Source organism: Mycolicibacterium brisbanense (genome assembly GCF_001570425.1).
In the GTDB taxonomy this organism is placed as follows: Bacteria; Actinomycetota; Actinomycetes; order Mycobacteriales; family Mycobacteriaceae; genus Mycobacterium; species Mycobacterium brisbanense.
Genome location: NZ_BCSX01000011.1, coordinates 33,461 through 56,474, shown reverse-complemented (window position 1 = coordinate 56,474; position 23,014 = coordinate 33,461). Strand labels below are relative to the sequence as shown.

Here is a 23,014-nt window from a genome sequence, read left to right as displayed (position 1 = left end):
GATACGGGGTTTTGATGCCCGAATTATGTCGAGATCTTCATATAACTGGCATCTTTTACCGCCTATTGAGCCGTATCTAGACTCAGATCCGCGCGTTTGGGACGTAGAACACACCGGATCGCGCATCTAGACGGACTCAGCACGCATCTGTTCGACGCAAGGAACCGATGCCCCCAATCAGCGGGAGGTGAAACGATGGCACCCCGAATTCAGGTCCGGGCAGCTTCCAAAGAGTTCCTCGGCATACCAGCCCTGGAAGACGTCAGCTTTCACCTCGACGAGGGTGAAATCCTGGCGTTGGTCGGTGAAAACGGAGCCGGCAAGTCCACACTCATTCGTATTCTGTCCGGCGCACACCAGCCGAGCTCGGGCACTATCGAGATCGATGGACGTGTCGTCACCATCGACTCGCCCAAGACGGCCGAGCGCCTGGGTATTGCGACCGTCTACCAGGAGCTGAGCCTCTTTCCACAGCTCAGCGTCGCTGAGAATCTTCTGTTCTCGAGCTTCCCAGACCGTGCCAGGGTGCGCTGGCGCCACGTGCGGGAGGAGGCGGCGAAATTCCTCGCCGAGCTGGGCCTGGGCGTTCCCGTCGAGGCCACCGTGGCGAGCTTGAGTATCGCCGAGAAGCAGATGCTGGAAATCGCAAAAGCGCTCCATCGCAACGCCCGGATACTCATTCTCGATGAACCGACCGCAGTCCTGGGTGGATCCGATGTCGATCACCTGCTCGAACTGGTCCGCGGCCTGGCACGCAAGGGGGTGAGCGTCATCTTCGTGTCACACCGGCTCGATGAGGTCTTCGGCCTTGCGGACCGCTACCTCGTTCTGAAAGACGGACGCGTTTCAGGGGAAGGCCCACTCGCGCAGACCAGTCATGACCAGCTCGTCTCTCTGATGGTGGGGCGCGAATTCCGCCACAAGACCGGCGAAAACCGGTCGGAGCCGGGCGATGTGGTCCTCGACGTCGACTCGATATCACGACAGGGCGTGCTGTCGGACATCTCGTTCTGCGTACATGCCGGCGAGGTCGTCGGCATCGCAGGCCTACGCGGAGCGGGACGCACCGAACTCGCCCGGGCAATCTACGGCGCAGATCCGCTGGACGCCGGCACTGTGCGAATGAACGGAAAGCCTCTCACCCTGAATCCCCGGGCCGCGATCGAAGCAGGCATCGGCTTGGTCCCCGAGGAACGAAAATCACAGGGACTGTTCACTTCTCTTTCAACAGCCGCGAACATTCCGGTCGCCTGGTTCGCCAAGGCCGGCACCAAATTCAGCACTTCCGGTCGAGAACGCGCGCTGGCTCTCAACTATAAGCGACGCCTGCACATCAAAGTTTCCGATGTCGGGGCGCCGGTTGCGACCCTGTCTGGTGGAAACCAGCAAAAGGTCGTTCTCGCGAAGTGGCTCCAAGCAGGCGTGCAGCTGCTGATTCTCGACGAGCCCACCCGTGGCATCGACATCGGTGCCAAACAAGAGATCTACGAGATGATCTCGGACCTGTGCCGGTCGGGATTAGCAGTACTGGTCATCTCCTCGGAACTGCCAGAAGTCATCGCATTGAGCCATCGGGTGCTGGTCATGCATCGCGGTGCGATCGCCGCCGAGCTGAGCAACGCCGAGGCTACAGAGGAACGAATCATGCATTTCGCAGTTGGAGGTATGAAGCCATGATCGAAACAGATTCCAAGGGTGCAGGTTTCAGTGATGCGCTCGTGCGGTCGATTCGCTCCAACTGGATCGTCATCGCTCTTGCCGTGGTGTTCATCGTGGTACTTGTCGTCACGTTGCCGGCCTTCTTCCAGTCGAACAACCTGCTGAACGTCGGACGACAGTCGGCGATCGTGGGCGTCATCGCGATCGGGATGACCTTCGTCATTCTCACCGGGGGCATCGACTTGTCCGTCGGCTCCATCCTGGCCTTATCCGGTGTCACCATGGCCATGCTGGTCAACGCGGGGTGGATGATCGGATCCGCTGTCGCGGCCGCGCTGACTGCGGGACTCGTCGTGGGTGTGGTCAACGGCATCGGAGTCGCAGTGCTCAAGATCCAGCCGTTCATCATGACCCTGGCGACCATGGTCGCCATCACCGGGCTCTCCCTTCGTGTCACCGATGGCGGTCCTCAACAATTCAACAACAGTGACTTCACCTTTCAGTTGATGGGTAGCGGCGGCGTATTCGGCATCCCCGGGCCACTGATCATCTTTGTGGCAGTGGCGATCACCGGGATCTTCGTTCTTCGAAACCTGACCTTTGGCCGATTCCTGTACGCCATCGGCGGGAGCATCGAGGCGGCCTGCCTCTCCGGAGTGCGTACCACTAGGACGTTGGTGGTCGCCTACTCGATCAGCGGGCTGACTGCGGCTCTCGCAGGGGTGATGACGGCGTCGAGGATCGGTACGGGCGACCCTACCGCCGGAAGCCTGGCGAATCTCGACGCGATCACTGCTGTTGTCATCGGCGGCACCAGCCTGATGGGCGGAGTCGGTGGCGCCGGTGGCACCGTATTCGGCGCAGTGCTGCTCGCGGTTCTCTCCAATGTGATGAACCTGGTGGGCATTTCCCCGTTCGACCAGCAAATCGTCAAAGGCGCGGTGATCGTCGCCGCTGTGTTACTCGCGGTGAAAGCGACCAGGCGCAAACTCAACCCGCGCGCGGTCTCCGGCAACCGTTTTCTCGGCACGCCAACGAGGGATACGGCCGAAACCGTTGGCGCGGTGACGAATTCACCGTAGTCATAGCCCGCGGCTCGCCGCCTCTCCCTCCACATCCGTCGTCGAGTGGGAACAAGCACTCGGCTGCATGCCGGCCTGTCGAACCAGGTCGCGCGTGAACCTCTTCGTCGCAACCAAGAAAAAGGTGCAATGATGCGCGTGCACAGATATCCCACTGCAATCACCGCCGCTGTGACGTCATTGAGCGTGCTGATGGCGGTCGTCGGCTGTGCCAGGGCCCCCGAGCAGTCGACCACCGGAGCAATTCCGGACGAACTGGTCCCGAGCAAGTACTGCAACGAGAAGTGTCACGCTCAGCTCACACTGAAGGCCGCTCCGGACAGCATCAGGTGCAGCGTCGGCGTTTCGTGGAGCAGCGCTTCATTTCCCTACGGAGCAAAGTCCACAACGCAGATCCCGAAGTTCGCCGGAAAGTTCCTGCCCGGAATGTCACTGACAGTCTCAGACGGCCAAGGCGACGCAGCAACGCAGTCCGGCCAGATCGACAATATGGTCGCGCAGGGCATTGATGTGCTGATCGTGTCACCGCAGGATGCTTCCGCACTGGCCGGTGCTGTCAGTCGCGCAAAGGCTGCCGGCGTCAAAGTGGTTGCAGCAGACCGTAATGTCAAAACCGATGTCGATACCTATATCGGCTCCGACAATGCGGAAGCCGGAAGAGTTGCGGGCGCTGCCGTTGTGGCCGCACACCCAGATGGCGCACGCGTCGTGGAGCTCGCCGGAAGTCTGGGGGCGTCGCCCACAATCGACAGAGGCGACGGATTCCGCAAGGCGATCGAGGGCAGCCCTGTGCACATCATCGCGTCACAGAGCGCCGACTACGACCGCGCCCACGGACTCAAGGTCATGGAGGATCTGCTCCAACGCTTCGGGGCAGGCCAGATCGACGCTGTCTACGCACACAACGATCAGATGGCGTTCGGCGCCATCCAGGCAATCACCGAAGCGGGACGGCAGAACGAGATCGCGGTGTACGGCGTGGACGGCGAGTCCGGTGCCCTGGACAGGATCAAGCAGGGCACATACGCGGCCACCGTCGGTTACCCCCTCGTTGTCAACGAGTCGGTGATCGCTGCCGCCAAACTCTGCGCAGGGGAACAGATCGACAAGCGGATCGTCTTGGACTCGACGCTCATCGACACCAAGAACGTCGATGACTATCGCGCCAATCCCCCGCAGTAGCGACGAACATACTGTCGCGCAACTTATTTCAGTTCTCACACCGACAAATCGGCCCTGCTGGGGCCGGGAAGTAGGAATACCATGAAAATCTCGTACAACACCTGGGCGTACTCGAGCTTCTTCGTGTGGGTCCCCGCCTACACGCTTGATGACACGATCAAACGGCTGGCCCGACTCGGCTATGACGGCATCGAGATCGGTGCTGCCGCACCCCACGCCTATCCCCCACATTTGTCGAAGGCACGCCGCGCACAGGTGCGTGACCTATTGGAGGAAAATGGAATTCAGTTGTCGAGCATGTTGCCTGCGCCCTCGGGCGGCCCGGGAAACAATCCAGCTTCGCCGTACATCGAGGAGCGGCGCGCCACCGTCGAGCACTACAAGGAGCTCGCGGAACTCACTGCCGAATGGGGTGGCAAAACCCTCATCTACCTGCCGGGTTGGATCATCTTCGGGACATCACGACGCCAAGCATGGGCGTGGAGTCGGGAAGTGCTCACCGAGGTTGCTGATTCCATCGCACACACCGGCGTGACCCTCGTCATCGAGCCCACATCGCATGACACCAACCTGTGCGTCTCAGCCGACGACGCCATCGAACTGATGCAGGACGTCGACCGGCCCAACGTGAAGCTCATGTTCGATACGTTCCACGTGCTGTACAGCCGAGAGGTGATCAGTGACTACGCGTACAAGATGGGCGCAGATCTCAAACACATCCATATCGCGGACAGTGATCGGTTGCCTCCGGGCTCGGGTGTGGGTGACTTCGAATCGTTGATCGACGCGCTCATCGAAACCGGATTCGACGGGTACCTCACGATGGAGACCGGGTTCCATCGTCGCGGCATTGAGCCGGACGAGGATGCACGCACGTCGATCGAATACCTGCGGCCCCTCGTCGAGCGCAAGCTTCGCGAGCACGCAGCAGCAGGCTCGCGGCTCTGAGGGGGTGACCAATGGGACGCACAGAGCCCCTTCGGATCGGAATTGTCGGCCTCGAATTCGGCGCCGAGTTCATTCCGATCTACCAGCGCCATCCGCAGGCAGAGATGTACGCCATATGCCAACGGACACAACACAAGCTAGATGAAATCGGCCATCGCTACGGCGTTGCCGTGCGCTACAACGATTATGCCGACATGCTGGCAGACCCGTTGATCGACGTCGTCCACATCAATACCCCGCTGCAACTCCACGCGGATCAAGTCGTCGCCGCGCTCGAGGCCGGCAAGCATGTCGGGTGCACCATCCCCATGGCGATCTCGGTCGAGGATTGCAAACGGATCGTCGACGCCCAGGCCCGCACCGGGCTGACCTACATGATGATGGAGACGACGCTATACAGCCGGGAATTCCTCTTCGTGCAGGCCCTTTACGAAACCGGCGCATTCGGACGTCTGCAGTTCCTGCGCTCGTCACACCACCAGGACATGACCGGGTGGCCGAGCTACTGGAATGGCATGCCGCCGATGTACAACGCGACGCACGCCATCGCTCCCACACTGGGATTGGCCGGCTACCAAGCCGAGTACGTCCAATGCCTGGGTTCGGGCTCGGTGTTCGAGAGCATGCGAAGCAATTACGACTCGCCGTTCGCCATCGAATCGACGCACCTGAAGTTCCTCGGAGCCGACGTCGGGGCGGAGGTGACGCGGCACCTGTGGGCGGTCGCACGCGAATACCGCGAGAGTTTCGACGTTTACGGTGCTATCCGGTCCTTTGAGTGGACACAGACCGAGGGCGCGGCACACGTCATGTACCTAGGTGAGGAGCCGGCCTCGGTCACGATTCCCGACTTCGCCGAACGGCTCCCTCCCGAAGTGCAGCAGTTCACTACGGCCGGTGTGTACACCGACGAGGGCGACACCGAGCACCGCTCGTTCGTGCAGGGTGGCGGGCACGGCGGGTCTCACCCCCATCTGGCCCATCGGCTGATCCAGGCTGTCCTCGGCGAAGAGCCGGCCTTCCCCGATGCGGTTTACGCGGCCAATATCACCTGTGCGGGAATACTTTCGCACGAATCGGCTCGCCGGGGCGGCGAGAAGCTGTATCTGCCTGAATGGGCTCTGAGCGACAGAAAGCCGTTGGTCTTCCCACTCGATGACACCAAGCAGCCGCAATGGGTGGGATCATCACGAGTTGTTCCGGAGCTGATCTGATCTTGTCCGGCAGCCCGACACATCACTGAACATTCGAGCGGTTAATCGGAGGAAATACCTATGGGACAGTTCGACGGAAAGGTCGCATTCATCACCGGTGCCGGGCGCGGACAGGGGCGTAGCCACGCCGTCCGGCTGGCTGCGGAGGGGGCAGATCTGGCCCTGCTCGATCTCGGGAACGCCGGTACGGTGACCAACCCGCCGTATCGGTGTGCAACGAGCGACGACCTCAAAGAGACAGTGCGCCTGTGCGAAGCGCAGGGCGCGCGGGTCAAAGCCTACGAAGTCGACGTACGGGACTACGCAGGAATGGCCGAGGCGGCCGATGACGCGGCTACGGGACTTGGTGGCATCGACTTCGTGGTAGCCAATGCGGGGATCACCGATGGCTTCTACCCGACGTGGGAGATTCCGCTCGAGAACTGGCAGACGATGATCGACATCAACCTCACCGGGGTTTTCCACACGGTGAAGGCGACGGTGCCGCACGTCCGCAAACGTGGTCGGGGAGGTTCCCTCGTGTTGGTCAGCTCAAATGTGGCAACGCACAAGGCATGCGGGTATCTGAGCCACTACGTAGCCGCGAAGATCGGCGTCCGGTCGCTCGCGATGGCCCTGGCCAAAGAACTGGGACCTGATGGAATTCGTTGCAACAGTTTGCATCCTGCGGCCATCAAGACGGAGATGACACAGCACATGGTGGACTTCTCCGACAAGACCATGGAAGAGCTTCTCCAGCAGTTCCGCGACAGCCAGTTGTTGGCCGTGGATCTCGAGCCTCGCGACTCGACCGCCGCTGTCGTGTGGTTGCTTTCCGAGGAAGCCCGCTACGTCACCGGTCTGGAGTTCAACGTCGACGCCGGCGACAGCCGCAAGTAGCCGATAGAGCCGGCTCCCGCGTCAGGCCGCGTTGTCGGCTCCCGTCTCCGTCGCATAGCGGCCGGCACTGAACATCGACGCGATCGCACCGAGCACCATCATCACCGCCGCCGCGGTGAACACCACCACCAAGCCGGAATGGAACGGCTCGGTGATCAGGTGCGGGAAGAACTGCTGCCCGGTCAGCACGTCGGCATTGACCCCCGGTTGCTGCAGGGCATGCGACGGGCCCAACAACTCCGCGATCGGGTTGTAGCCGAGGAATGCCGCGAACAGGCTGCCGACCGGTGGCAGCTGGGCGACATCTTGGGCCACTGCCGCGGAGACACCCTGCTGCTCAAGGCCGCTCGACATCGCGGTGGGCAGAGATCCCGCGAGCCCGACGATCATCAGCGAGAAGAAGATGCCGATCGACAGTGACGAGCCGGCGTTGAAGAACGTGGCACGCACACCCGAGGCCGCGCCGCGCTCGGCGGCAGGCACCGCCGACATGATGGCGGCGGTGTTGGGTGCGGTGAAGATGCCGCCGCCCAGGCCGTTGAAGAACACCAGCGTGGCGAACAGCCAGTAGTTGAAGTCGACGGGAATCAACACGAGCGCGACGAACGTGACCGCCATCAGCAGCATGCCGCCGACCGTGAACGGCCGCGCGCCGTAGCGGTCGGACAGTGTCCCGGCCAGCGGACCGGACACGAGGAAACCGATGGTCATCGGCAGCATGTAGATGCCTGCCCACAGCGGGGTGGACTCGAAGCTGTAGCCGTGCAAAGGCAGCCAGATGCCCTGCAGCCAGATGATCAGCATGAACTGCAGGCCGCCGCGGCCCACCGAGCTCATCAGGCCGGCGAGGTTGCCCATGCCGAATGCGGTGCTGCGAAACAACCGGATGTTCATCATCGGATGCTCGACGCGCAGTTCGATGACACAGAACGCGACCAGCATCAGCACACCCGCGATGATCGCGCCCAGCACCCACGGATTCAGCCATCCGGTGGTGGAGCCGCCGTAGGGCTGGATGCCGTAGGTGATGCCGGTGAGCAGCACGGTCAGCCCGATGCCGAAGGTCAGCGTGCCCGCCCAGTCGAGCCGGCCCGGGCTGCGGGCGCCGAGTTCGCGCAGCGAGCGGTAGCTCCAGATGGTGCCGAGGATGCCGACGGGGACGCCGACCCAGAAGATGGCCCGCCAGTCCCATTCGGACAGCACACCGCCGATGAGCAGACCGAGGAAGGAGCCTGCGACGGCGGCCACCATGTTGACGCCGAGGGCCATGCCGCGCTGGTTGGCCGGGAATGCGTCGGTGAGGATCGCCGAGGACGACGCCATCAGCATCGCGCCGCCGACGCCCTGCACCACGCGCCAGCCGATCAGCCACACCGCGCCGCCGCCGAGATGGAACGGATCCACCGAGAGCGCGATGGCCGCGACGGTGAACACCACGAAGCCCAGGTTGTAGATGCGGACCCGGCCGTACATGTCGCCGAGCCGACCGAACAGCACCACGAGCACGGCCGTCACCACGAGGTAGCCCATGAGCATCCACAGCAGGTAGCTGACGTTCGCCGGGGCCAGCGGGTTGAGCCCGATCCCGCGGAAGATCGCGGGCAGGGAAATCAGCACGATCGACGCGTTGATGGTCGCCATCAAGGTTCCCAGCGTCGTGTTGGACAGCGCGATCCACTTGTAGAACGGATGGTCGTGATCCATCCGGACCCGCCGGCGCGCCGTCTCCAGGGCCGCCGAATCGGCGCCGGCCGGCGGGGTAGCGCTGCCTGATTGGTTTGCAGTCGTCGTCTCAGTCGTCATCAATCTTCTTCGTCGTCGTCATCGTCAGGTTCGGGACTACCCAGAACGTATATATTAGCTATGCAAATCAACGGACGGCAATTCCCGCTGGCGAGCGAGGCCCGGCCACCCCGTCGCCGATTTTGACGTGAGGGTCGCGGCGCCACCCGATCGGCAACCCTGGCGTCGAATTCGGCGACATCGCAAACCGGGGTCACAACGCGTCGCTGCCAATCTCCTGAGAACCGGTCCGCTGTTCCCCACCGCGGGCATCTGCGCTAGGTTGGTACCCGCACGATTCCAATCCACACGGGAGTGCACACCGAGTGCGCTGAGAGGACGGGTAGGCCCGTCGACCGTTGAACCTGACCGGGTAATGCCGGCGTAGGGAGATGAGCGTAATGACGCTGTCCGACGTTTCTGTTGACCTCTCCTCTGTGACCACGGGTCCCATCACGGGGAGCACCAAGGTCTACCGCGAGATCGACGGTGTGCGGGTGCCGTTCCGCCGGGTCAACCTCACCAACGGTGAGCATCTCGACCTGTATGACACCTCGGGACCGTACACCGACGACGATGCGGTGATCGACCTGACCGCGGGACTTCCGCCGCGGCCCAACGTGATCCGCGACCGCGGCACCCAGCTGCAGCGGGCCCGGGCCGGCGAGATCACCGCGGAGATGGCCTTTATCGCTGCCCGCGAAGGGGTTTCACCCGAGCTGGTTCGCGACGAGGTGGCCCGCGGCCGCGCGGTGATACCCGCCAACCACAATCACCCGGAGAGCGAGCCGATGATCATCGGCAAGGCCTTTGGTGTGAAAGTCAATGCCAATATCGGCAATTCGGCCGTCACATCGTCCATCGGCGAAGAGGTCGACAAGATGGTGTGGGCCACCCGCTGGGGTGCGGACACCATCATGGATCTGTCCACCGGCCGCAATATCCACGAGACCCGCGAGTGGATCCTGCGCAACTCACCGGTGCCGGTCGGCACCGTGCCGATCTACCAGGCACTGGAGAAGACCAACGGCGATCCCACCAAGCTGACGTGGGAGCTGTACCGCGACACCGTGATCGAGCAGGCCGAGCAGGGCGTCGACTACATGACGGTGCACGCCGGGGTACTGCTGCGCTACATCCCGCTGACCGTCAATCGCGTCACCGGCATCGTGTCCCGCGGCGGCTCGATCATGGCGGCATGGTGCCTGGCGCATCACACAGAGTCGTTCCTGTACACCAACTTCGAAGAACTCTGCGAGATCCTGGCCCGCTACGACGTGACCTTCTCACTGGGAGACGGACTGCGGCCCGGCTCGATCGCCGACGCCAACGACGAGGCACAGTTCGCCGAGCTGCGCACGCTGGGTGAACTGACGAAGATCGCCAAATCCCATGGGGTGCAGGTGATGATCGAGGGCCCCGGCCACGTACCGATGCACAAGATCGTGGAGAACGTCAAGCTCGAGGAAGAGCTCTGCGACGAGGCACCGTTCTACACGCTGGGCCCCTTGGCCACCGACATCGCACCGGCGTACGACCACATCACCTCGGCGATCGGCGCCGCGATCATCGCGCAGGCCGGCACGGCGATGCTGTGCTACGTCACTCCCAAGGAACACCTCGGCCTGCCCGACCGCAAGGACGTCAAGGACGGCGTGATCGCGTACAAGATCGCCGCGCACGCCGCCGATCTCGCGAAGGGGCACCCACGGGCACAGGAACGGGACAACGCACTGTCCAAGGCCCGCTTCGAGTTCCGCTGGCACGACCAGTTCGCGCTGTCACTCGACCCGGACACCGCACGCGAATTCCACGACGAGACCCTGCCCGCCGAGCCGGCCAAGACCGCCCACTTCTGCTCGATGTGCGGCCCGAAGTTCTGTTCGATGCGCATCACGCAGGACATCCGCGACGCCTATCCGAACGGAGTGCCCGACGAGATCGCGCAGGGCATGGCGGCGAAATCGCAGGAGTTCGCCGACCACGGAAATCGCGTTTATCTACCCTTAGCCCCGTGACGAACCACGAGAGCTTCCTGCCGCTGACCCCACCGGGTGAGGCCCCGCATCGGGTGATGACGATCGCCGGATCAGACTCCGGCGGTGGTGCGGGCATTCAGGCCGACCTGCGCACCTTCGCCATGCTGGGTCTACACGGGCTGGTCGCCATCACCGCGGTGACGGTCCAGAACTCGGTGGGCGTCAAGGGGTTTCACGAAATCCCGCTGGACGTGGTGGCAGGCCAGATCGAGGCCGTGGCGACCGACATCGGACTGCAGGCCGCCAAGACCGGCATGCTGGCGTCATCGGACATCATCGAGACCGTCGCCGAAACGTGGGACCAGCTCAGCCTCGGCGTGCCGCTGGTGGTGGACCCGGTGTGCGCCTCCATGCACGGCGATCCATTGCTACACCCGAGCGCTCTGGATGCCCTGCGTACCCGGTTGTTCCCGCTGGCGACGCTGGTCACCCCCAACCTCGATGAGGTCCGGCTGCTGACGGGCATAGACGTGGTGGACACTGAAAGCCAGAAGGATGCGGCCCGGGCCCTGCATGCCCTGGGACCGCGGTGGGCGCTGGTCAAGGGCGGGCACCTGCGGGCCAGCACACACAGCCCCGATCTGTTGTTCGACGGCACGCAGTTCCACGAGTTCGACGCCGAACGCGTCGACACCGGTCACGATCACGGCGCAGGCGACACGCTGGCCGCCGCGACGGCCAGTGCTCTCGCGCATGGTTATTCGGTGCCCGACGCCGTCGCCTTCGGCAAGCGATGGGTCACCGAATGCCTGCGTGCGGCGTACCCGCTCGGCCACGGCCACGGCCCGGTGTCGGCGCTCTTTAGATTGAACGCATGAACCTGGACGCGAGCCTGGCTCCGATCGACGGCATCGCGCACGAACCCGACGGCACCCCGCACGGTGTCGTGGTGCTCACCCACGGGGCCGGCGGCAACCGCAATTCCCCGATGCTGGTCAAGATCTGCGACGAATGGGCTTCGCGAGGCTGGCTCGCGATCCGCTACAACCTGCCGTACCGGCGTCGCAGGCCCAAGGGGCCGCCGTCCGGGTCGGCGGCCGCCGACCGCGCCGGTATCGCCGAGGCGGTGGCACTGGCCCGCACACTCACCGCGGGTCCGGTGATCGCCGGCGGGCATTCCTATGGCGGCAGGCAGACGTCGATGGCGGTGGCCGGCGACGAGTCCGAGGCGCCCGTCGTCGTGGACGTCCTCACGCTCTTCTCCTACCCGCTGCACCCACCGGGCAAGCCGGAACGCGCCCGCACCGAGCATCTGCCGCGGATCACCGCGCCGACGGTGTTCACCCACGGCAGCGCCGACCCGTTCGGCACGCTCGACGAGTTGGCCGCCGCGGTCGCGCTCGTCGGCGGCCCGACCGAGTTGGTCGCGATCACCGGCGCGCGGCACGATCTGGGTTCCAAGACATCGGACGTGCCTGCCCTCGCGGTCGACGCAGCGCTACGGTTGCTGGCGTGACAAATCCGCCCGGGCACTACCCGCCGCCACCGCCACAGCCGTATTCCGCGGAGTCCGGCCGGTTCGCGGCCCAACCCAAGAAGAAATCCTCGGCGCTCAAGTGGATCTTGATCCTCGTGGCGGTTGTCGTGGTGGTCGCCGTCGCCGCGGCGGCCGCGGTCTATTACCTGGTGAACCGAGACTCGACGCAGGCCACGCAGGTCAAGGTCGGCGACTGCCTCGGCGACGTACCCGACAGCAGCAGGGTGCTCTACGTCCACACCGTGGCCTGCGATCAGCCGCACAAGGGCGAGGTGTTCTCGGTGCTGACCATGCCCGACGGCAACTTCCCCGGTGACGCCGCGGTGATGAAGTACACCGAGCAATGCAAGCCGGCGCTCACCAACTATGCCCCGAACGCCGTCAGCGACGCGGCCATCAAGCTGTTCGTGCTGTACCCGACCTCCGACTCCTGGCAACGGGGAGACCGTACCGTCACATGCATCGCGACCAGCGATAATCCCCGCACCGGGAAATTGGGGTAACGCCTTACTCTAATCGGGCGGACGGGCAGCGCCGACACTCGACGCATGGTCGAGATCGAGAGTCCTGCGGTCACCACGCCCGCTGCGCTGCCGCTGGCACCCCTCAACCCGCTGCCCTACCGGCAACAGATCAAGGCGCTGCGGCTCTTCATCGAAGGACATCAGCGGCTACGCGACGCCGGCGGCCCGGTCAGCCGCATCGTGCTGGGACCCCGGTGGCTCATCCCGCCGGTCCTGCTGATCACCTCGCCGCAGGGGGCGCGCGACGTCCTGGGCCGCCCCGATGCGGTCGCTGATCGCGGCGGCGCCGTCAACATGATCGACCTGCGCAGGCTGATGGGAGGCAACCTGCTCAACCTGCCGCATGACCGCTGGCTGCCCCGGCGCCGCACCCTGCAGCCGATGTTCACCAAGAAGCATGTCCCGCGGTACGCCGGGCATATGGCCGACGCGGCGCAGGCGGTCGCCGACAGCTGGGAGGACGGCGCCACGATCGACCTGGACGCCGCATGCCGCACGCTGACGCTGCGGGCCCTGGGCCGTTCGGTGTTCGGACTGGACCTCGACGAGCGAGCCGAAGACGTGGGCCCTGCGTTACGCGCGTCGCTGTCGTGGATATCCGACCGCGCGACCCACCCGGTCAAGCTCCCGCAGTGGGTGCCCACTCCGGCACAGCGCCGGGCCAAGGCGGGCAATGCGCGACTTCATCAGCTCGCCGACGAGATCCTGACCGCCGTACGGGCCGACCCCGATCGCGACGCACCTTTGGTGCGCGCCCTCATCGAGGCCAGCGACCCGGACACCGGACAGCGACTCACCGACGACGAAATCTGTCATGAATTGGTGCTTTTCATGCTCGCCGGCCATGACACCACCTCGACCACGCTGTGCTACTCACTGTGGGCGCTGGGCCGTCATCCCGACATCCAGGCCCGCGTGCACACCGAGGTGGACGCACTGGGTGACCGCCCCCTGACTCCCGATGACGTGCCCCGCCTGGAGTACACCGTGCGGGTGCTGCACGAGTCGCTGCGGCTGTGCCCGCCCGGTTCGGGCACACCGCGCATGCTCAACGAGGAGATCACGGTCGACGGCTACCGCGCCGAGGCCGGGACCATGGCGCTGGTCAACTTCTATGCCATGCACCGCGACCCCGAACTCTGGGACGATCCGCTGGAGTTCGACCCGGACCGGTTCACCCCGGAGCGCTCGGTGGGCCGAAGTCGTTGGCAATACCTACCTTTCGGTGGCGGCCCGCGCTCATGCGTGGGAGATCACTTCGCGATGCTGGAAGCCACCCTGGCGCTGGGCACCCTGGTGCGCGAGGTCGCCGTGACCTCATTGCACGACGACTTCCCGGTGGAAACACCCTTTACCGTCGTTGCCGCCGAGCCGATTCCGGCGCGGGTGACGCGGCGCAAACCGTGATCCGGTCACCGTCAGAAGCTCGCCGTGGCAGTGAGTTTGGTGATCGAACTGCGGATCTCTGCGACGCGGTCGGCGCATAGGCCCCACGGTTCCTTCACCCTGACCCGGTGATCGAGGTTCCGCAGCAGGCCCCGCATCGTGGCGACCAATGCGGCGAATCGCCCCAGGTGACAACGTCTTTGGCGGGTGTTCTGCCCCGGCATTGACCACACGGCCCGGCAGCGGTGAGATGTTTGCGTAAGCACCGAGAAAGGACTCGCATGAGCGTCGACAACGGCTGGCCCGCCCTACGGGTCGCGGACTGGGGGCCAACCCGCGACACCCTGCACATGTGGACGCAGATCGTCGGCAAGATCCGCCTCACCCATTCGCCGCTGCTCAACCACTGGTGGCAGGTTACCCTGTATGTCAGTCCACGAGGCCTGACCACCGGATCGATTCCGTACGAAAACCGCTTGTTCGACCTGGAATTCGACTTCGTCGACCATGTGCTGGCGATCCGGACGAGCGACGGCGGTTCCGTAGGCGTCGCCCTTGCGGCCAAGCCCGTCGCCGAGTTCTATGCCGAGACCCTCTCCGCGCTACGGCAACTCGGTATCGAAGCAGAGATTTCCGCGCGCCCCAATGAAGTCGATCCCGCCATTCCGTTCGCCGAGGACCATCAGCACGCGTCTTACGACCCGCAGGCCGCACACCTGTTCTGGCGCCAACTGATTCAGGCCCACCGGGTGATCAACGAATTCCGCTCCCACTTCATCGGCAAGGTGAGCCCAGTGCACTTCTTCTGGGGTTCGTTCGACATGGCGTGCACGAGGTTCTCCGGCCGACCGGCGCCCGAACACCCGGGCGGGGCACCCAACTGCGGCGACTGGGTCATGGTGGAGGGCTACTCGCACGAGTTGAGCAGTTGCGGATTCTGGCCCGGTGGCGGCGAAGAGGGCGCCTTCTACGCCTACGCGTACCCGGAACCCGCGGAATTCGCCGAGTACCCGGTCGGCCCTGAGCCCGCGTTCTACAGCGGGGAGTTCCGCCAGTTCCTGCTGCCCTACGAGGCGGTGCGGGCCTCTGCTGATCCTGATCGCGCGCTCATGGAGTTCCTGCAGTCCACCTATGCCGCGGCCGCCGATCTGGCCGGCTGGGATCGCGCGCAGTTGGAGGCCGATCCGCACCGGTGGCACGCTCCAGGCGGGTAACCCCTCGACAAAGTACCCGGTACCTGCGGTACTGTTTCGCCATGAATCCGGGGGCACACGACGCCGTGATCGTCGGGGCGGGGTTCGCCGGGATCGGCGCGGCCATCCAGCTCAAGCGGATGGGTATCGACGACTTCGTGATCGTCGACCGCGAAGCCGACCTCGGCGGCACCTGGCATGTCAACCACTACCCCGGCTTGGCCGTCGACGTCCCCACCACCACGTACTCGTACTTCTTCGAGCCCAACCCACACTGGTCGCGGCTGTTCTCGACGGGCACCGAGATCAAGCGCTACGCCGACACGGTCGCCGACAAGTACGACGTACGGCGGCACATCCGGTTCAACACGACCGTGCAGGGCGCCCGCTGGGACGAGGAGACCGCGCACTGGCACGTGACGGTCGCCGACGGTGAGACACTGCGGGCCCGCTACCTCTTGACCGCCACCGGCTTTCTCTCCCAACCACACACACCCGACATCGCCGGCATCGACAGCTTCGCGGGCAGGATCATCCACACCACCGACTGGGACGACGGGTACGACCTGTCCGGTCGCAGCGTGGCGATCATCGGCACCGGCGCCACCGCGGTGCAGCTCATCCCCGAGCTGGCCCGCCGGGTGACCGCGTTAACGGTCTACCAACGCACCCCGATCTGGGTGGTGCCGAAGATCGACGTGCGGTTCCCGCCCCCGATCAGGGCCCTGTTCGCCCGAATCCCGTTGACGCAGCGCGCCATCCGGACCGTCACCGACGGCATCTACGCATTCATGGTCGACACCGCGGTGCTCAAACACCGGTACTTCCGTCGGCTCAACATCGCCGCGGCGGATCTGGCCAAACTGCACCGGTTCGCCTCGATCCGCGATCCGCAGCTGCGTCGCAAACTGACCCCGGACTACGACTTCGGCTGTAAACGGCCGACATTCTCCAACAGCTACTACCGCACCTTCACCAAACCGCACGTGCAACTGCAGGCCGACGGCATCGACCACATCGAGCCCGACGGCATCGTCAATGCCGACGGCAGCAAGACCGTCATCGACACCCTCGTGCTGGCCACCGGATTCGACCTCTGGGAGGCCAATTTCCCGGCCATCGAGGTGATCGGCCGGGACGGTCGCAACCTCGGAAAATGGTGGCGCGACACCAGGTTCCAGGCTTACCAGGGCGTCTCGATGCCGTACTTCCCGAACTACCTGAGCCTGGCCAGTCCGTACGCGTTCCTCGGGTTGAACTTCTTCAACACCATGGAATACCAGATGCGGTTGATGGACCGGCTGTTCGGTGAGCTGAACCGCCGCGGCGCCACCACATTCGAGGTGACCGAGGAAGCCAACGCACGGTATCTGGACTTGATGACCGAGCTGCTCGGCGACTCGTTGTTCACCCTCGGCGACTGCGCTTCGGCACGGTCGTACTATTTCAATCCGAGCGGCGAAGCCACCCTGCTGCGGCCCATGACAACGCGTCGGGCCGTTGCGGACGCTTCCCGATTCCCGTTGAGCGACTATGCGTTTTCCTGATCAGAGAGGATCATCCATGACCGAACAGAACAACGACTCGACGCTGGCCAAGCTCGCCGGCCTCGGCCTGGCCGGAACCGGTGTGGCCCATTTCGTGAAGCCGCAGTTGTTCGAATCGATCACGAAGTCCGCGTTCCCCAAGGACACGCACAAGCACATCTACACCAACGGGGGCATCGAGACCGCACTCGGGTTGGGGCTGATCCTGCGCAAGACCCGCAAGCTGGCTCTCGCCGGAACCGTCGGATACGTCGCTTATCTGGCCGGCAACGCCGCCCGCAACCGGTAGCGCCCGAACAGGGTGAGATCGACCATGGCCGTCACCACGGCCCGGGCCTGCTCCGAATTCTGGTACCCCATGAGCCGGCCCAGGTCGATCACCAACGCCATCGCAGCATGAACCGCGAACCGAGCCTGACCGGCAGTCCACTGGGGCCGCACGGGTATCACCAGGTTCACCCAGCATTCCACTGCGGACCTCTGCAGGTCGCGCAGGATTTTCTGGTCGGCGGCAGTCATGTTGAGACGTTCGGTGTAGTAGACGTAGTCGAGTTCCGGGCGGGCGAACGAACGTGCCACATACCCGTCGATCAGCGCCGCGAGTGCCTGTTCGGGATCGGGGACCGTGCGCAGCACCTCGGCCATGTCTTCGGACAGTCGATCGGCCACCCGCCGGAATCCGGCTGCGAGGATGTTCGTCTTGCCCGAGAAGTACCGATAGATGCCCGATGCCGGCATGCCGACCGCACTCGCGATGTCCTCCATGGTGGTGTCGCGGTAGCCGTTCTGGTTGAACAACCGCAGCGATTCACTCAGCAACGCTTCGTATTTGGTGGCGTCGGCGACGGGCCGCCCCTGCGCCACCGGATCGGCGGCCGTGGGAAGCTCGGGCAGATCCGCGGCGAGCACGGTGTCGATGATCTCGGCGAGCACCGCACGGATCTGGCCGGCAGGCAGCTTGGCCCGATGGTCGACGATGCTGCCGAGCACGCTGAGCACGGCGGTCGACAGCGTCCAGCGCTCGTGCGATCCGAGCTCGGGTCTCAGCACCCGCAGCGGCCGCTGGATGCGCAGGTGCACGGTCCGCATCTGGCTGTTCAACGCAGCCTGATCATCGCCGCGCAGGAACCGGGCCTCCCACCGGTACAGGCCACCGGACTCCCGGTTGGCCAGCGCGGTGTCGGTCAGCGCGGCGACCAGGCGACGCAGTTCCCGACGCGGGTCGGCTTCGGTCTGGTCGGCGGGCGCGGTGCAGTCGACCAGTTGCTGGCCGAGATTGAGCACGGCGTCGCGGAACAGTTCGTACTTGCTCGAATAGTGCCGGTACAACGCAGCCGCCGAGATCCCGACGCGCGATGCGATGGCCTCCATGCTGACACCGTGATAGCCGAGGGCACTGAACTCCTCCGCAGAGACGCGGGCGATCTGGGCTTTCCGGTCTTTCGGACGGCGCCGCACGACAGGTGCACTCCCGTCGCCGCGGGTGGGCGGGGTGCGCGCCATGCCGACACCATAAACGGACCCGTGAATGTGGTCAAAGGGACCGGACCCGACAGAATCGGCATTAACATATGCAGGGTTGATGCCGGATGGGGGTCCCGTGCTGGTCAGGTTGCGACGATTGCTGGCGCACCGCGTCGCGGTCGGCGAACTGATCGTGATCTCGCTGATCATCGGCACCCCGTACGGGCTGATCGGGGTGATCTGGTCGAGCACCCACACCGAACATCTCCGAGAGATGTCCAGCCTGGACGCCGTGGTGTCGGCGCTCGGGTCGATCGTTTCGTGGCCGGTGCTGCTGTTCGCCGACGTTTGTATGACCTGAAGGGGGCATAGATGAGTTATCGAGCCGTGTATCTCGGGATCGCCGGTCTGGTGATCCTCGGCATCGGCCTGTACCTGATGAGCATGCCGGTGTACCTCGACGACTTCGACCAGTACGGCATGCAGATTCCGTGCGGATCGTCGTATTCGGCGCATCTGGTGCAGGCCAGCGCCGCCGGGGATCAGTACGTCGACAAGTGCGGTTCGGCGCTGATGACCCGCAGGCTGTGGACCATCCCGGTGGTGGCGATCGGTGCCCTGGCGGTCATCGCGGTGCTGGTGCGCGCAGCGATGTCGCCGGCGCACGAATCACTTGTTCCGACACGCGACACCCACTGAACCCTCCGCGACGAATGGTCGGTTGCCGCACGCCTTTTCACGAATGACGTGACACAACTGGCCAGCGGCGCGGTAACTAGTCGACCAGGACCGCCGCGGCCGTGCACATATGGTCGCGGACGGCAGCCGCAGCAGCGGCCGGGTCGCCCGATTCGATGGCGTCGACGATGTCGAGATGTCGTTTGGCGTCCATGTTCTTCATGGCCCGCTCCACGCCGGCGTACATGATCGACATCCGGATGCTGCCTTCCAACGACGACCACGAATGCAGGAGTGTTTCGTTGCCGCTCAGGTGACACAGGGTCCGGTGGAACTTGAGGTCGGCCTCGATGCGGTCCTCGAGGTTGGCCGCGGCCCAACGCTCCATATCGGCGACGGCGCTTCGCAGGGCCGCCACTGCCGAAGCCCGGTCGGCCCGCGACGCCAGGTCACTGGCGGCCAGTGACTCCAACGCACCGCGGACGTCGAAAATGTCCTTGATCTCCTTGGCGTCGAGATGCCGGACCGACAGTCGACCGCGCGCCCCCGCCGAGATCAGCCCCTCCTGCTGCAGTTGGCGCATGGCCTCGCGCAGCGTGCCGCGGCTGATCTGCAGGGCATCCGACAAGTCGGTCTCCACGAGATGGGTACCGGGCTGGAGCTGGCCGGAGGTGATGGCCCGGCGCAGCGCCGACAGCGCCTGTTCACGCAGGCTGGTCTTCTCAAGTCGCAGCAGCGACGGGGCCTCGACCGACATGACCTGCTCCCTGAGTGTCAACATTTGTTTGTCAACAATGATCCTACAGTCGCTCGAGTACCGACGCGACGATGCGCCGCGTCGACAGGCCGTAGCGGTCGTGCAGGGTCGGCAGCGCCCCCGCGGCCAGGAATTCGTCCGGCAGTCCAACGGGCGTGACCTGGCGGCTGATTCCACGCTGCACCATCGCCGAGGCCACCGTCTCGAACAAGCCGCCGACCACGGTGTGGTTCTCCAGCGTCAGCGCCAGGCGGTCCGAATCAACTTCGCGCAGCACGGTTTCGGCGTCGAACGGCTTGAGCGTCGGCGTGTGCACCACGGCGACGTCGACGTTGTGGGCCGTCAGCTCTTCGGCTGCCAGCAAGGCCCGCATCGTCATCAGGCCACTCGAGACGAATACGACGTCGTTGCCGGGCCGCACCACCTTCGCCTTGCCGAGTTCGAAGGTGTATCCGTACTCATCGAGGACGGTGGGTACATTTCCTCGGAGCAGACGCAGATACGTGGGCCCGGCATGTTCGGCCAACTGGGGAACGGCCTGCTCGATGTCCACCGAATCGCACGGGTCGACGATGGTCAGCCCGGGCATCCCCCGAAAGATCGCGACGTCCTCGGTGGCCTGGTGCGACGGCCCGTAACCCGTTGTGAGCCCTGGCAATCCGCCGACGATGTTGACGTTCAGGCCCGGCTCTGCGATGTCGAGGCAGATGAAGTCGTACGCCCGCCGCGCGGCGAACACCGAATACGTTGAGGCAAAAGGGATCAGGCCCGTCTCGGCCATACCGGCGGCAGCGCCGAACAACAGCTGCTCGGCCATGCCCATCTGGAAGAACCGCTCGGGAAAGGCCTGGGCGAAGATGTGCATATCCGTGTACTTGCCCAGATCGGCGGTGAGCCCGACGATGCGATCGTCGGCCTGCGCGGCTTTCACCAGGGCGTGCCCGAACGGTGCGGGTGTGGTCTTCTGCCCCGGATCGGCGAACGACGCGATCATCGCCGAAGTGCGAAGTTTGGTGCTCATGCGCAAGCCCCTTCTGTCAGTTGGTCGCGGCAGATCTGCCACTCGTCGGCGTCGATACGCATGAAGTGCGCCTTCTCACGCGTTTCCAGCAGCGGCACACCTTTGCCAACCTTGGTGTCGCACAGGATGACTGATGGCTGCTCCGGGCTTGACCGGTCGATTTCGTCGAAAGCGCGCAACAATTCGTCGATGTCGTTGCCGTCGACGCGCTGGACGTGCCAGCCGCACGCCGCCCATTTGTCGGACACGGGTTCGGTGCGCAGCACGCCCTCGGTCGGGCCGTCGGCCTGCAGCGCATTGATGTCGACCATCGCCACGAGATTGCCGAGCCGGTGATGGGACGCTCCCATCGCGGCCTCCCATGTGGAGCCCTCGTCGAGCTCGCCGTCAGAGAGGAAGTTGATCACCCGCGCGCCGTTGCCCTGGTGCCGCAGGCCGAGCGCCATGCCGACGGCCACCGCGAGGCCGTGGCCGAGGGATCCCCCGGAGATCTCCATACCTGGTGTGTAGCTGGCCATTCCGGACATCGGAAGCCGGGATTCATCGGATCCGTAGGTGTCGAGTTCGGCGACGTCGACAATGCCCGCTTCGGCCAGTGCCGCGTACAGCCCGATCGCGTAGTGCCCGGTGGACAGCAGGAACCGGTCCCGGCCGTCCCAATGCGGATCGTCGGCGCGGAAGTGCAGCTGGTCGGCGTACACCGCGGCGAGCATGTCGGCGGCACCGAGCGCCTGCCCGACATAGCCCTGCCCTTGGGCCTCACCCATGTTCAGTACGTGGTGACGCATCCGGTAGGCAGCGTCACGCACCTTCGCCGCGCGCATCAGGCAGCCAGCGCCTGGTCGGAGGCGGCCTTGTCGGCAGCCTGGCGTTCGGCGGAGCCCCAGGTTTCGCGGGTCACCAACGCGGCCCACAGGCCGACCGCGGCGTACGCGGAGAACAACAGAGCAGGTCCCATCCATCCCATCCATTCGAACAGCAGTGTTGTGATGAAGGGCGTGAAGCCCGACACCATAGCCGAGATCTGGTATGCCAGTGAGGCTCCCGATGCGCGGGTGTTGGCGGTGAACAGCTCCGGGAACCAGGCCCCCTGGGAGCCGGCGAGCGCGTTCTGGCAGACGCCGTAGGCGATCACGACGGTCGCGATGATGAGGAAGAACAGTCCGGTGTTCACCAGCACGAACATCAACACGCCGAAGGGTATACCGAAGGCGCACACCCAGACGTAGACCGGCCTGCGCCCGACCTTGTCGGTCAGCCGCGCCCATCCCGCGGTCGCGAAGATGCCGATCGCAGCCGCAATACACAGGGCGACAAGGGTTTCGGTGGCGGTGGCCAGCTTCGCGGTCTTGAGGTAGGAGATCATGTAAGTGATCGACACGGCATAGCCCGCGGTCTCTGCGACGCGAAGGCCGATGCCGCGCAGGATGTTTCGCCAGTCGTTCTTGAGCACCTCGACAATGGGCGCCTTGACGATCTTGCCCTCGTCCTTGACGTCTTCGAACACCGGCGACTCGGGCACCTTGGCGCGGATGATCAGCCCGACGACGACCAGCACGATGCTGGCCAGGAACGGCACCCGCCATGCCCAGTCACCGCCGAGGTGCACGCTGACCAGGAACACCAGGTTGGCCAGCAGCAGCCCCACCGGGAAGCCGGCTTGCACGATGCCGGTGTAGCGGCCCTTTTCCTTCCAGGGCGCGTGCTCGTAGCTCATGAGGATGGCACCGCCCCACTCGGCGCCGAACGCCAGGCCCTGGATGATCCGCACGGTCACCAACAGCACGGGCGCAAGCACGCCGACCGCGGCATAGGTGGGCAGCAGCCCGATCGCGAAGGTGGCCAGGCCCATGATGAGCAGTGACGCCACGAGCACGGGTTTACGCCCGACCTTGTCGCCGAGGTGACCGCCGATGATGCCACCCAGTGGGCGGGCCGCGAAGCCGACGCCGAGGGTGGCGAACGATGCCAGGGTGCCTGCGACCGGGCTTGAGTGCGGGAAGAACGCGTGGCCGAAGTACAGCGCGGCGGCGGTTCCGAACCCGATGAAGTCGTAGGTCTCGATCACGGCGCCGACGGCGGAGCCGACCGCTACCCGCTTGGCGTCCTTGGTGCCAAGTACGGGGCCCCGCATTTTCAGAGCGTCATCGCTCATGGGCGTCATCCTTTCAAATCCCGCTCA

22 protein-coding genes and 1 riboswitch are annotated in these 23,014 nt (G+C 64.7%); of the genes, 16 read left to right on the top strand and 6 right to left on the bottom strand.

The annotated features are described in order from the left end of the window. Positions 1–195: 195 nt before the first annotated feature. The 6 genes from RMCB_RS04495 to RMCB_RS04470 all read left to right on the top strand — a co-directional run bounded on the left by RMCB_RS04495 (position 196) and on the right by RMCB_RS04470 (position 6,964). On the top strand, positions 196–1,677 hold the full coding sequence (locus RMCB_RS04495) for a sugar ABC transporter ATP-binding protein (protein WP_062827818.1): 1,482 nt from the start codon (positions 196–198) through the stop codon (positions 1,675–1,677). After that, on the top strand, positions 1,674–2,741 hold the full coding sequence (locus tag RMCB_RS04490; RefSeq protein ID WP_062827817.1) for an ABC transporter permease: 1,068 nt from the start codon (positions 1,674–1,676) through the stop codon (positions 2,739–2,741). The genes RMCB_RS04495 and RMCB_RS04490 overlap by 4 nt, the downstream gene beginning before the upstream one ends. A 132-nt stretch (positions 2,742–2,873) precedes the next feature. After that, entirely contained in the window at positions 2,874–3,923 is a 1,050-nt protein-coding gene (locus RMCB_RS04485; RefSeq protein ID WP_165606249.1) for a substrate-binding domain-containing protein, read from the top strand. 81 nt (positions 3,924–4,004) lie between these two features. Next, positions 4,005–4,871: a sugar phosphate isomerase/epimerase family protein gene (locus tag RMCB_RS04480; protein ID WP_029370062.1), complete on the top strand. Its 867-nt coding sequence runs from the start codon at positions 4,005–4,007 to the stop codon at positions 4,869–4,871. An 11-nt stretch (positions 4,872–4,882) separates the two neighbouring features. Then, positions 4,883–6,085: a Gfo/Idh/MocA family protein gene (locus RMCB_RS04475; RefSeq protein ID WP_063979578.1), complete on the top strand. Its 1,203-nt coding sequence runs from the start codon at positions 4,883–4,885 to the stop codon at positions 6,083–6,085. A gap of 60 nt (positions 6,086–6,145) precedes the next feature. Next, positions 6,146–6,964: a mycofactocin-coupled SDR family oxidoreductase gene (locus RMCB_RS04470; protein WP_062827815.1), complete on the top strand. Its 819-nt coding sequence runs from the start codon at positions 6,146–6,148 to the stop codon at positions 6,962–6,964. A gap of 21 nt (positions 6,965–6,985) precedes the next feature. On the opposite strand, the gene RMCB_RS04465 is transcribed toward RMCB_RS04470, so the two are convergent. Beyond that, positions 6,986–8,767, bottom strand: coding sequence for an MFS transporter (locus tag RMCB_RS04465; protein WP_062827814.1), 1,782 nt, complete (start codon positions 8,765–8,767; stop codon positions 6,986–6,988). A 278-nt stretch (positions 8,768–9,045) separates the two neighbouring features. Beyond that, a riboswitch (TPP riboswitch) is annotated at positions 9,046–9,154 on the top strand. Here RMCB_RS04465 and thiC point away from each other — a divergent pair. From thiC to RMCB_RS04425, 8 genes are all read left to right on the top strand, one after another. Further along, entirely contained in the window at positions 9,148–10,764 is a 1,617-nt protein-coding gene (thiC, locus tag RMCB_RS04460; protein WP_062827813.1) for a phosphomethylpyrimidine synthase ThiC, read from the top strand. (Overlaps the previous riboswitch by 7 nt.) A gap of 56 nt (positions 10,765–10,820) precedes the next feature. Next, complete coding sequence (thiD, locus tag RMCB_RS04455) at positions 10,821–11,603, top strand: bifunctional hydroxymethylpyrimidine kinase/phosphomethylpyrimidine kinase (RefSeq protein ID WP_201028236.1); 783 nt, start codon at positions 10,821–10,823, stop codon at positions 11,601–11,603. Then, the gene (locus tag RMCB_RS04450; protein ID WP_062827811.1) at positions 11,600–12,241 is read left to right on the top strand and encodes an alpha/beta hydrolase family protein; all 642 of its coding nucleotides are present in this window, start codon (positions 11,600–11,602) and stop codon (positions 12,239–12,241) included. The genes thiD and RMCB_RS04450 overlap by 4 nt, the downstream gene beginning before the upstream one ends. After that, the gene (locus tag RMCB_RS04445; RefSeq protein ID WP_062827810.1) at positions 12,238–12,765 is read left to right on the top strand and encodes a septum formation family protein; all 528 of its coding nucleotides are present in this window, start codon (positions 12,238–12,240) and stop codon (positions 12,763–12,765) included. Before RMCB_RS04450 ends, RMCB_RS04445 begins: the two co-directional genes overlap by 4 nt. Positions 12,766–12,810: 45 nt before the next feature. Beyond that, a complete protein-coding gene (locus tag RMCB_RS04440) occupies positions 12,811–14,193 on the top strand; it encodes a cytochrome P450 (RefSeq protein ID WP_062827809.1) in 1,383 nt (460 codons plus the stop codon). Positions 14,194–14,453: 260 nt separating this feature from the next. After that, positions 14,454–15,386: a DUF5996 family protein gene (locus RMCB_RS04435; RefSeq protein WP_062827808.1), complete on the top strand. Its 933-nt coding sequence runs from the start codon at positions 14,454–14,456 to the stop codon at positions 15,384–15,386. 41 nt (positions 15,387–15,427) lie between these two features. Then, positions 15,428–16,912, top strand: a complete 1,485-nt coding sequence (locus RMCB_RS04430) for a flavin-containing monooxygenase (protein WP_062827807.1) — start codon at positions 15,428–15,430, stop codon at positions 16,910–16,912. A 16-nt stretch (positions 16,913–16,928) separates the two neighbouring features. Next, positions 16,929–17,201, top strand: a complete 273-nt coding sequence (locus RMCB_RS04425) for a DoxX-related protein (protein WP_029370073.1) — start codon at positions 16,929–16,931, stop codon at positions 17,199–17,201. On the opposite strand, the gene RMCB_RS04420 is transcribed toward RMCB_RS04425, so the two are convergent. Beyond that, positions 17,168–18,415 carry a TetR/AcrR family transcriptional regulator gene (locus tag RMCB_RS04420; RefSeq protein WP_062827806.1) on the bottom strand — a complete coding sequence of 416 codons (1,248 nt, stop codon included), beginning with the start codon at positions 18,413–18,415 and terminating at the stop codon, positions 17,168–17,170. The two genes, RMCB_RS04425 and RMCB_RS04420, sit on opposite strands and share 34 nt — an antisense overlap. Before the next feature lie 97 nt (positions 18,416–18,512). Here RMCB_RS04420 and RMCB_RS04415 point away from each other — a divergent pair, with 97 nt between their 5' ends. Together RMCB_RS04415 and RMCB_RS04410 are read left to right on the top strand one after the other, a co-directional pair. Further along, positions 18,513–18,737 carry a hypothetical protein gene (locus RMCB_RS04415; protein WP_072278408.1) on the top strand — a complete coding sequence of 75 codons (225 nt, stop codon included), beginning with the start codon at positions 18,513–18,515 and terminating at the stop codon, positions 18,735–18,737. Positions 18,738–18,748: 11 nt separating this feature from the next. Continuing rightward, positions 18,749–19,075 (top strand): hypothetical protein, encoded by a 327-nt coding sequence (locus RMCB_RS04410; RefSeq protein ID WP_029370076.1) that lies wholly within the window; start codon positions 18,749–18,751, stop codon positions 19,073–19,075. Positions 19,076–19,151: 76 nt separating this feature from the next. On the opposite strand, the gene RMCB_RS04405 is transcribed toward RMCB_RS04410, so the two are convergent. Genes RMCB_RS04405 through RMCB_RS04390 form a run of 4 tightly spaced genes read right to left on the bottom strand, consistent with a single transcriptional unit; the run spans position 19,152 to position 22,987 of the window. After that, entirely contained in the window at positions 19,152–19,811 is a 660-nt protein-coding gene (locus RMCB_RS04405) for a GntR family transcriptional regulator (protein ID WP_062827926.1), read from the bottom strand. Between the two features lie 43 nt (positions 19,812–19,854). Further along, positions 19,855–20,832 (bottom strand): transketolase family protein, encoded by a 978-nt coding sequence (locus tag RMCB_RS04400; protein WP_062827804.1) that lies wholly within the window; start codon positions 20,830–20,832, stop codon positions 19,855–19,857. Further along, positions 20,829–21,656 carry a transketolase gene (locus tag RMCB_RS04395; protein WP_062827803.1) on the bottom strand — a complete coding sequence of 276 codons (828 nt, stop codon included), beginning with the start codon at positions 21,654–21,656 and terminating at the stop codon, positions 20,829–20,831. Before RMCB_RS04395 ends, RMCB_RS04400 begins: the two co-directional genes overlap by 4 nt. Next, positions 21,656–22,987 (bottom strand): MFS transporter, encoded by a 1,332-nt coding sequence (locus tag RMCB_RS04390; RefSeq protein ID WP_062827802.1) that lies wholly within the window; start codon positions 22,985–22,987, stop codon positions 21,656–21,658. The genes RMCB_RS04395 and RMCB_RS04390 overlap by 1 nt, the downstream gene beginning before the upstream one ends. Between the last annotated feature and the right edge of the window lie 27 nt (positions 22,988–23,014).

What these genes read in the sequence shown, in the direction of transcription:
- RMCB_RS04440 (WP_062827809.1), top strand. Translation starts at nt 12,811, where the DNA reads ATGGTCGAGATCGAGAGTCCTGCGGTCACCACGCCCGCTGCGCTGCCG.
- RMCB_RS04485 (WP_165606249.1), top strand. Translation starts at nt 2,874, where the DNA reads ATGCGCGTGCACAGATATCCCACTGCAATCACCGCCGCTGTGACGTCA.
- RMCB_RS04450 (WP_062827811.1), top strand. Translation starts at nt 11,600, where the DNA reads ATGAACCTGGACGCGAGCCTGGCTCCGATCGACGGCATCGCGCACGAA.
- RMCB_RS04390 (WP_062827802.1), bottom strand. Translation starts at nt 22,987, where the DNA reads ATGAGCGATGACGCTCTGAAAATGCGGGGCCCCGTACTTGGCACCAAG.
- thiC (WP_062827813.1), top strand. Translation starts at nt 9,148, where the DNA reads ATGACGCTGTCCGACGTTTCTGTTGACCTCTCCTCTGTGACCACGGGT.
- RMCB_RS04435 (WP_062827808.1), top strand. Translation starts at nt 14,454, where the DNA reads ATGAGCGTCGACAACGGCTGGCCCGCCCTACGGGTCGCGGACTGGGGG.
- RMCB_RS04425 (WP_029370073.1), top strand. Translation starts at nt 16,929, where the DNA reads ATGACCGAACAGAACAACGACTCGACGCTGGCCAAGCTCGCCGGCCTC.
- thiD (WP_201028236.1), top strand. Translation starts at nt 10,821, where the DNA reads ATGACGATCGCCGGATCAGACTCCGGCGGTGGTGCGGGCATTCAGGCC.
- RMCB_RS04420 (WP_062827806.1), bottom strand. Translation starts at nt 18,415, where the DNA reads ATGGCGCGCACCCCGCCCACCCGCGGCGACGGGAGTGCACCTGTCGTG.
- RMCB_RS04465 (WP_062827814.1), bottom strand. Translation starts at nt 8,767, where the DNA reads ATGACGACTGAGACGACGACTGCAAACCAATCAGGCAGCGCTACCCCG.
- RMCB_RS04495 (WP_062827818.1), top strand. Translation starts at nt 196, where the DNA reads ATGGCACCCCGAATTCAGGTCCGGGCAGCTTCCAAAGAGTTCCTCGGC.
- RMCB_RS04405 (WP_062827926.1), bottom strand. Translation starts at nt 19,811, where the DNA reads ATGTCGGTCGAGGCCCCGTCGCTGCTGCGACTTGAGAAGACCAGCCTG.
- RMCB_RS04430 (WP_062827807.1), top strand. Translation starts at nt 15,428, where the DNA reads ATGAATCCGGGGGCACACGACGCCGTGATCGTCGGGGCGGGGTTCGCC.
- RMCB_RS04410 (WP_029370076.1), top strand. Translation starts at nt 18,749, where the DNA reads ATGAGTTATCGAGCCGTGTATCTCGGGATCGCCGGTCTGGTGATCCTC.
- RMCB_RS04490 (WP_062827817.1), top strand. Translation starts at nt 1,674, where the DNA reads ATGATCGAAACAGATTCCAAGGGTGCAGGTTTCAGTGATGCGCTCGTG.
- RMCB_RS04470 (WP_062827815.1), top strand. Translation starts at nt 6,146, where the DNA reads ATGGGACAGTTCGACGGAAAGGTCGCATTCATCACCGGTGCCGGGCGC.
- RMCB_RS04480 (WP_029370062.1), top strand. Translation starts at nt 4,005, where the DNA reads ATGAAAATCTCGTACAACACCTGGGCGTACTCGAGCTTCTTCGTGTGG.
- RMCB_RS04475 (WP_063979578.1), top strand. Translation starts at nt 4,883, where the DNA reads ATGGGACGCACAGAGCCCCTTCGGATCGGAATTGTCGGCCTCGAATTC.
- RMCB_RS04400 (WP_062827804.1), bottom strand. Translation starts at nt 20,832, where the DNA reads ATGAGCACCAAACTTCGCACTTCGGCGATGATCGCGTCGTTCGCCGAT.
- RMCB_RS04395 (WP_062827803.1), bottom strand. Translation starts at nt 21,656, where the DNA reads ATGCGCGCGGCGAAGGTGCGTGACGCTGCCTACCGGATGCGTCACCAC.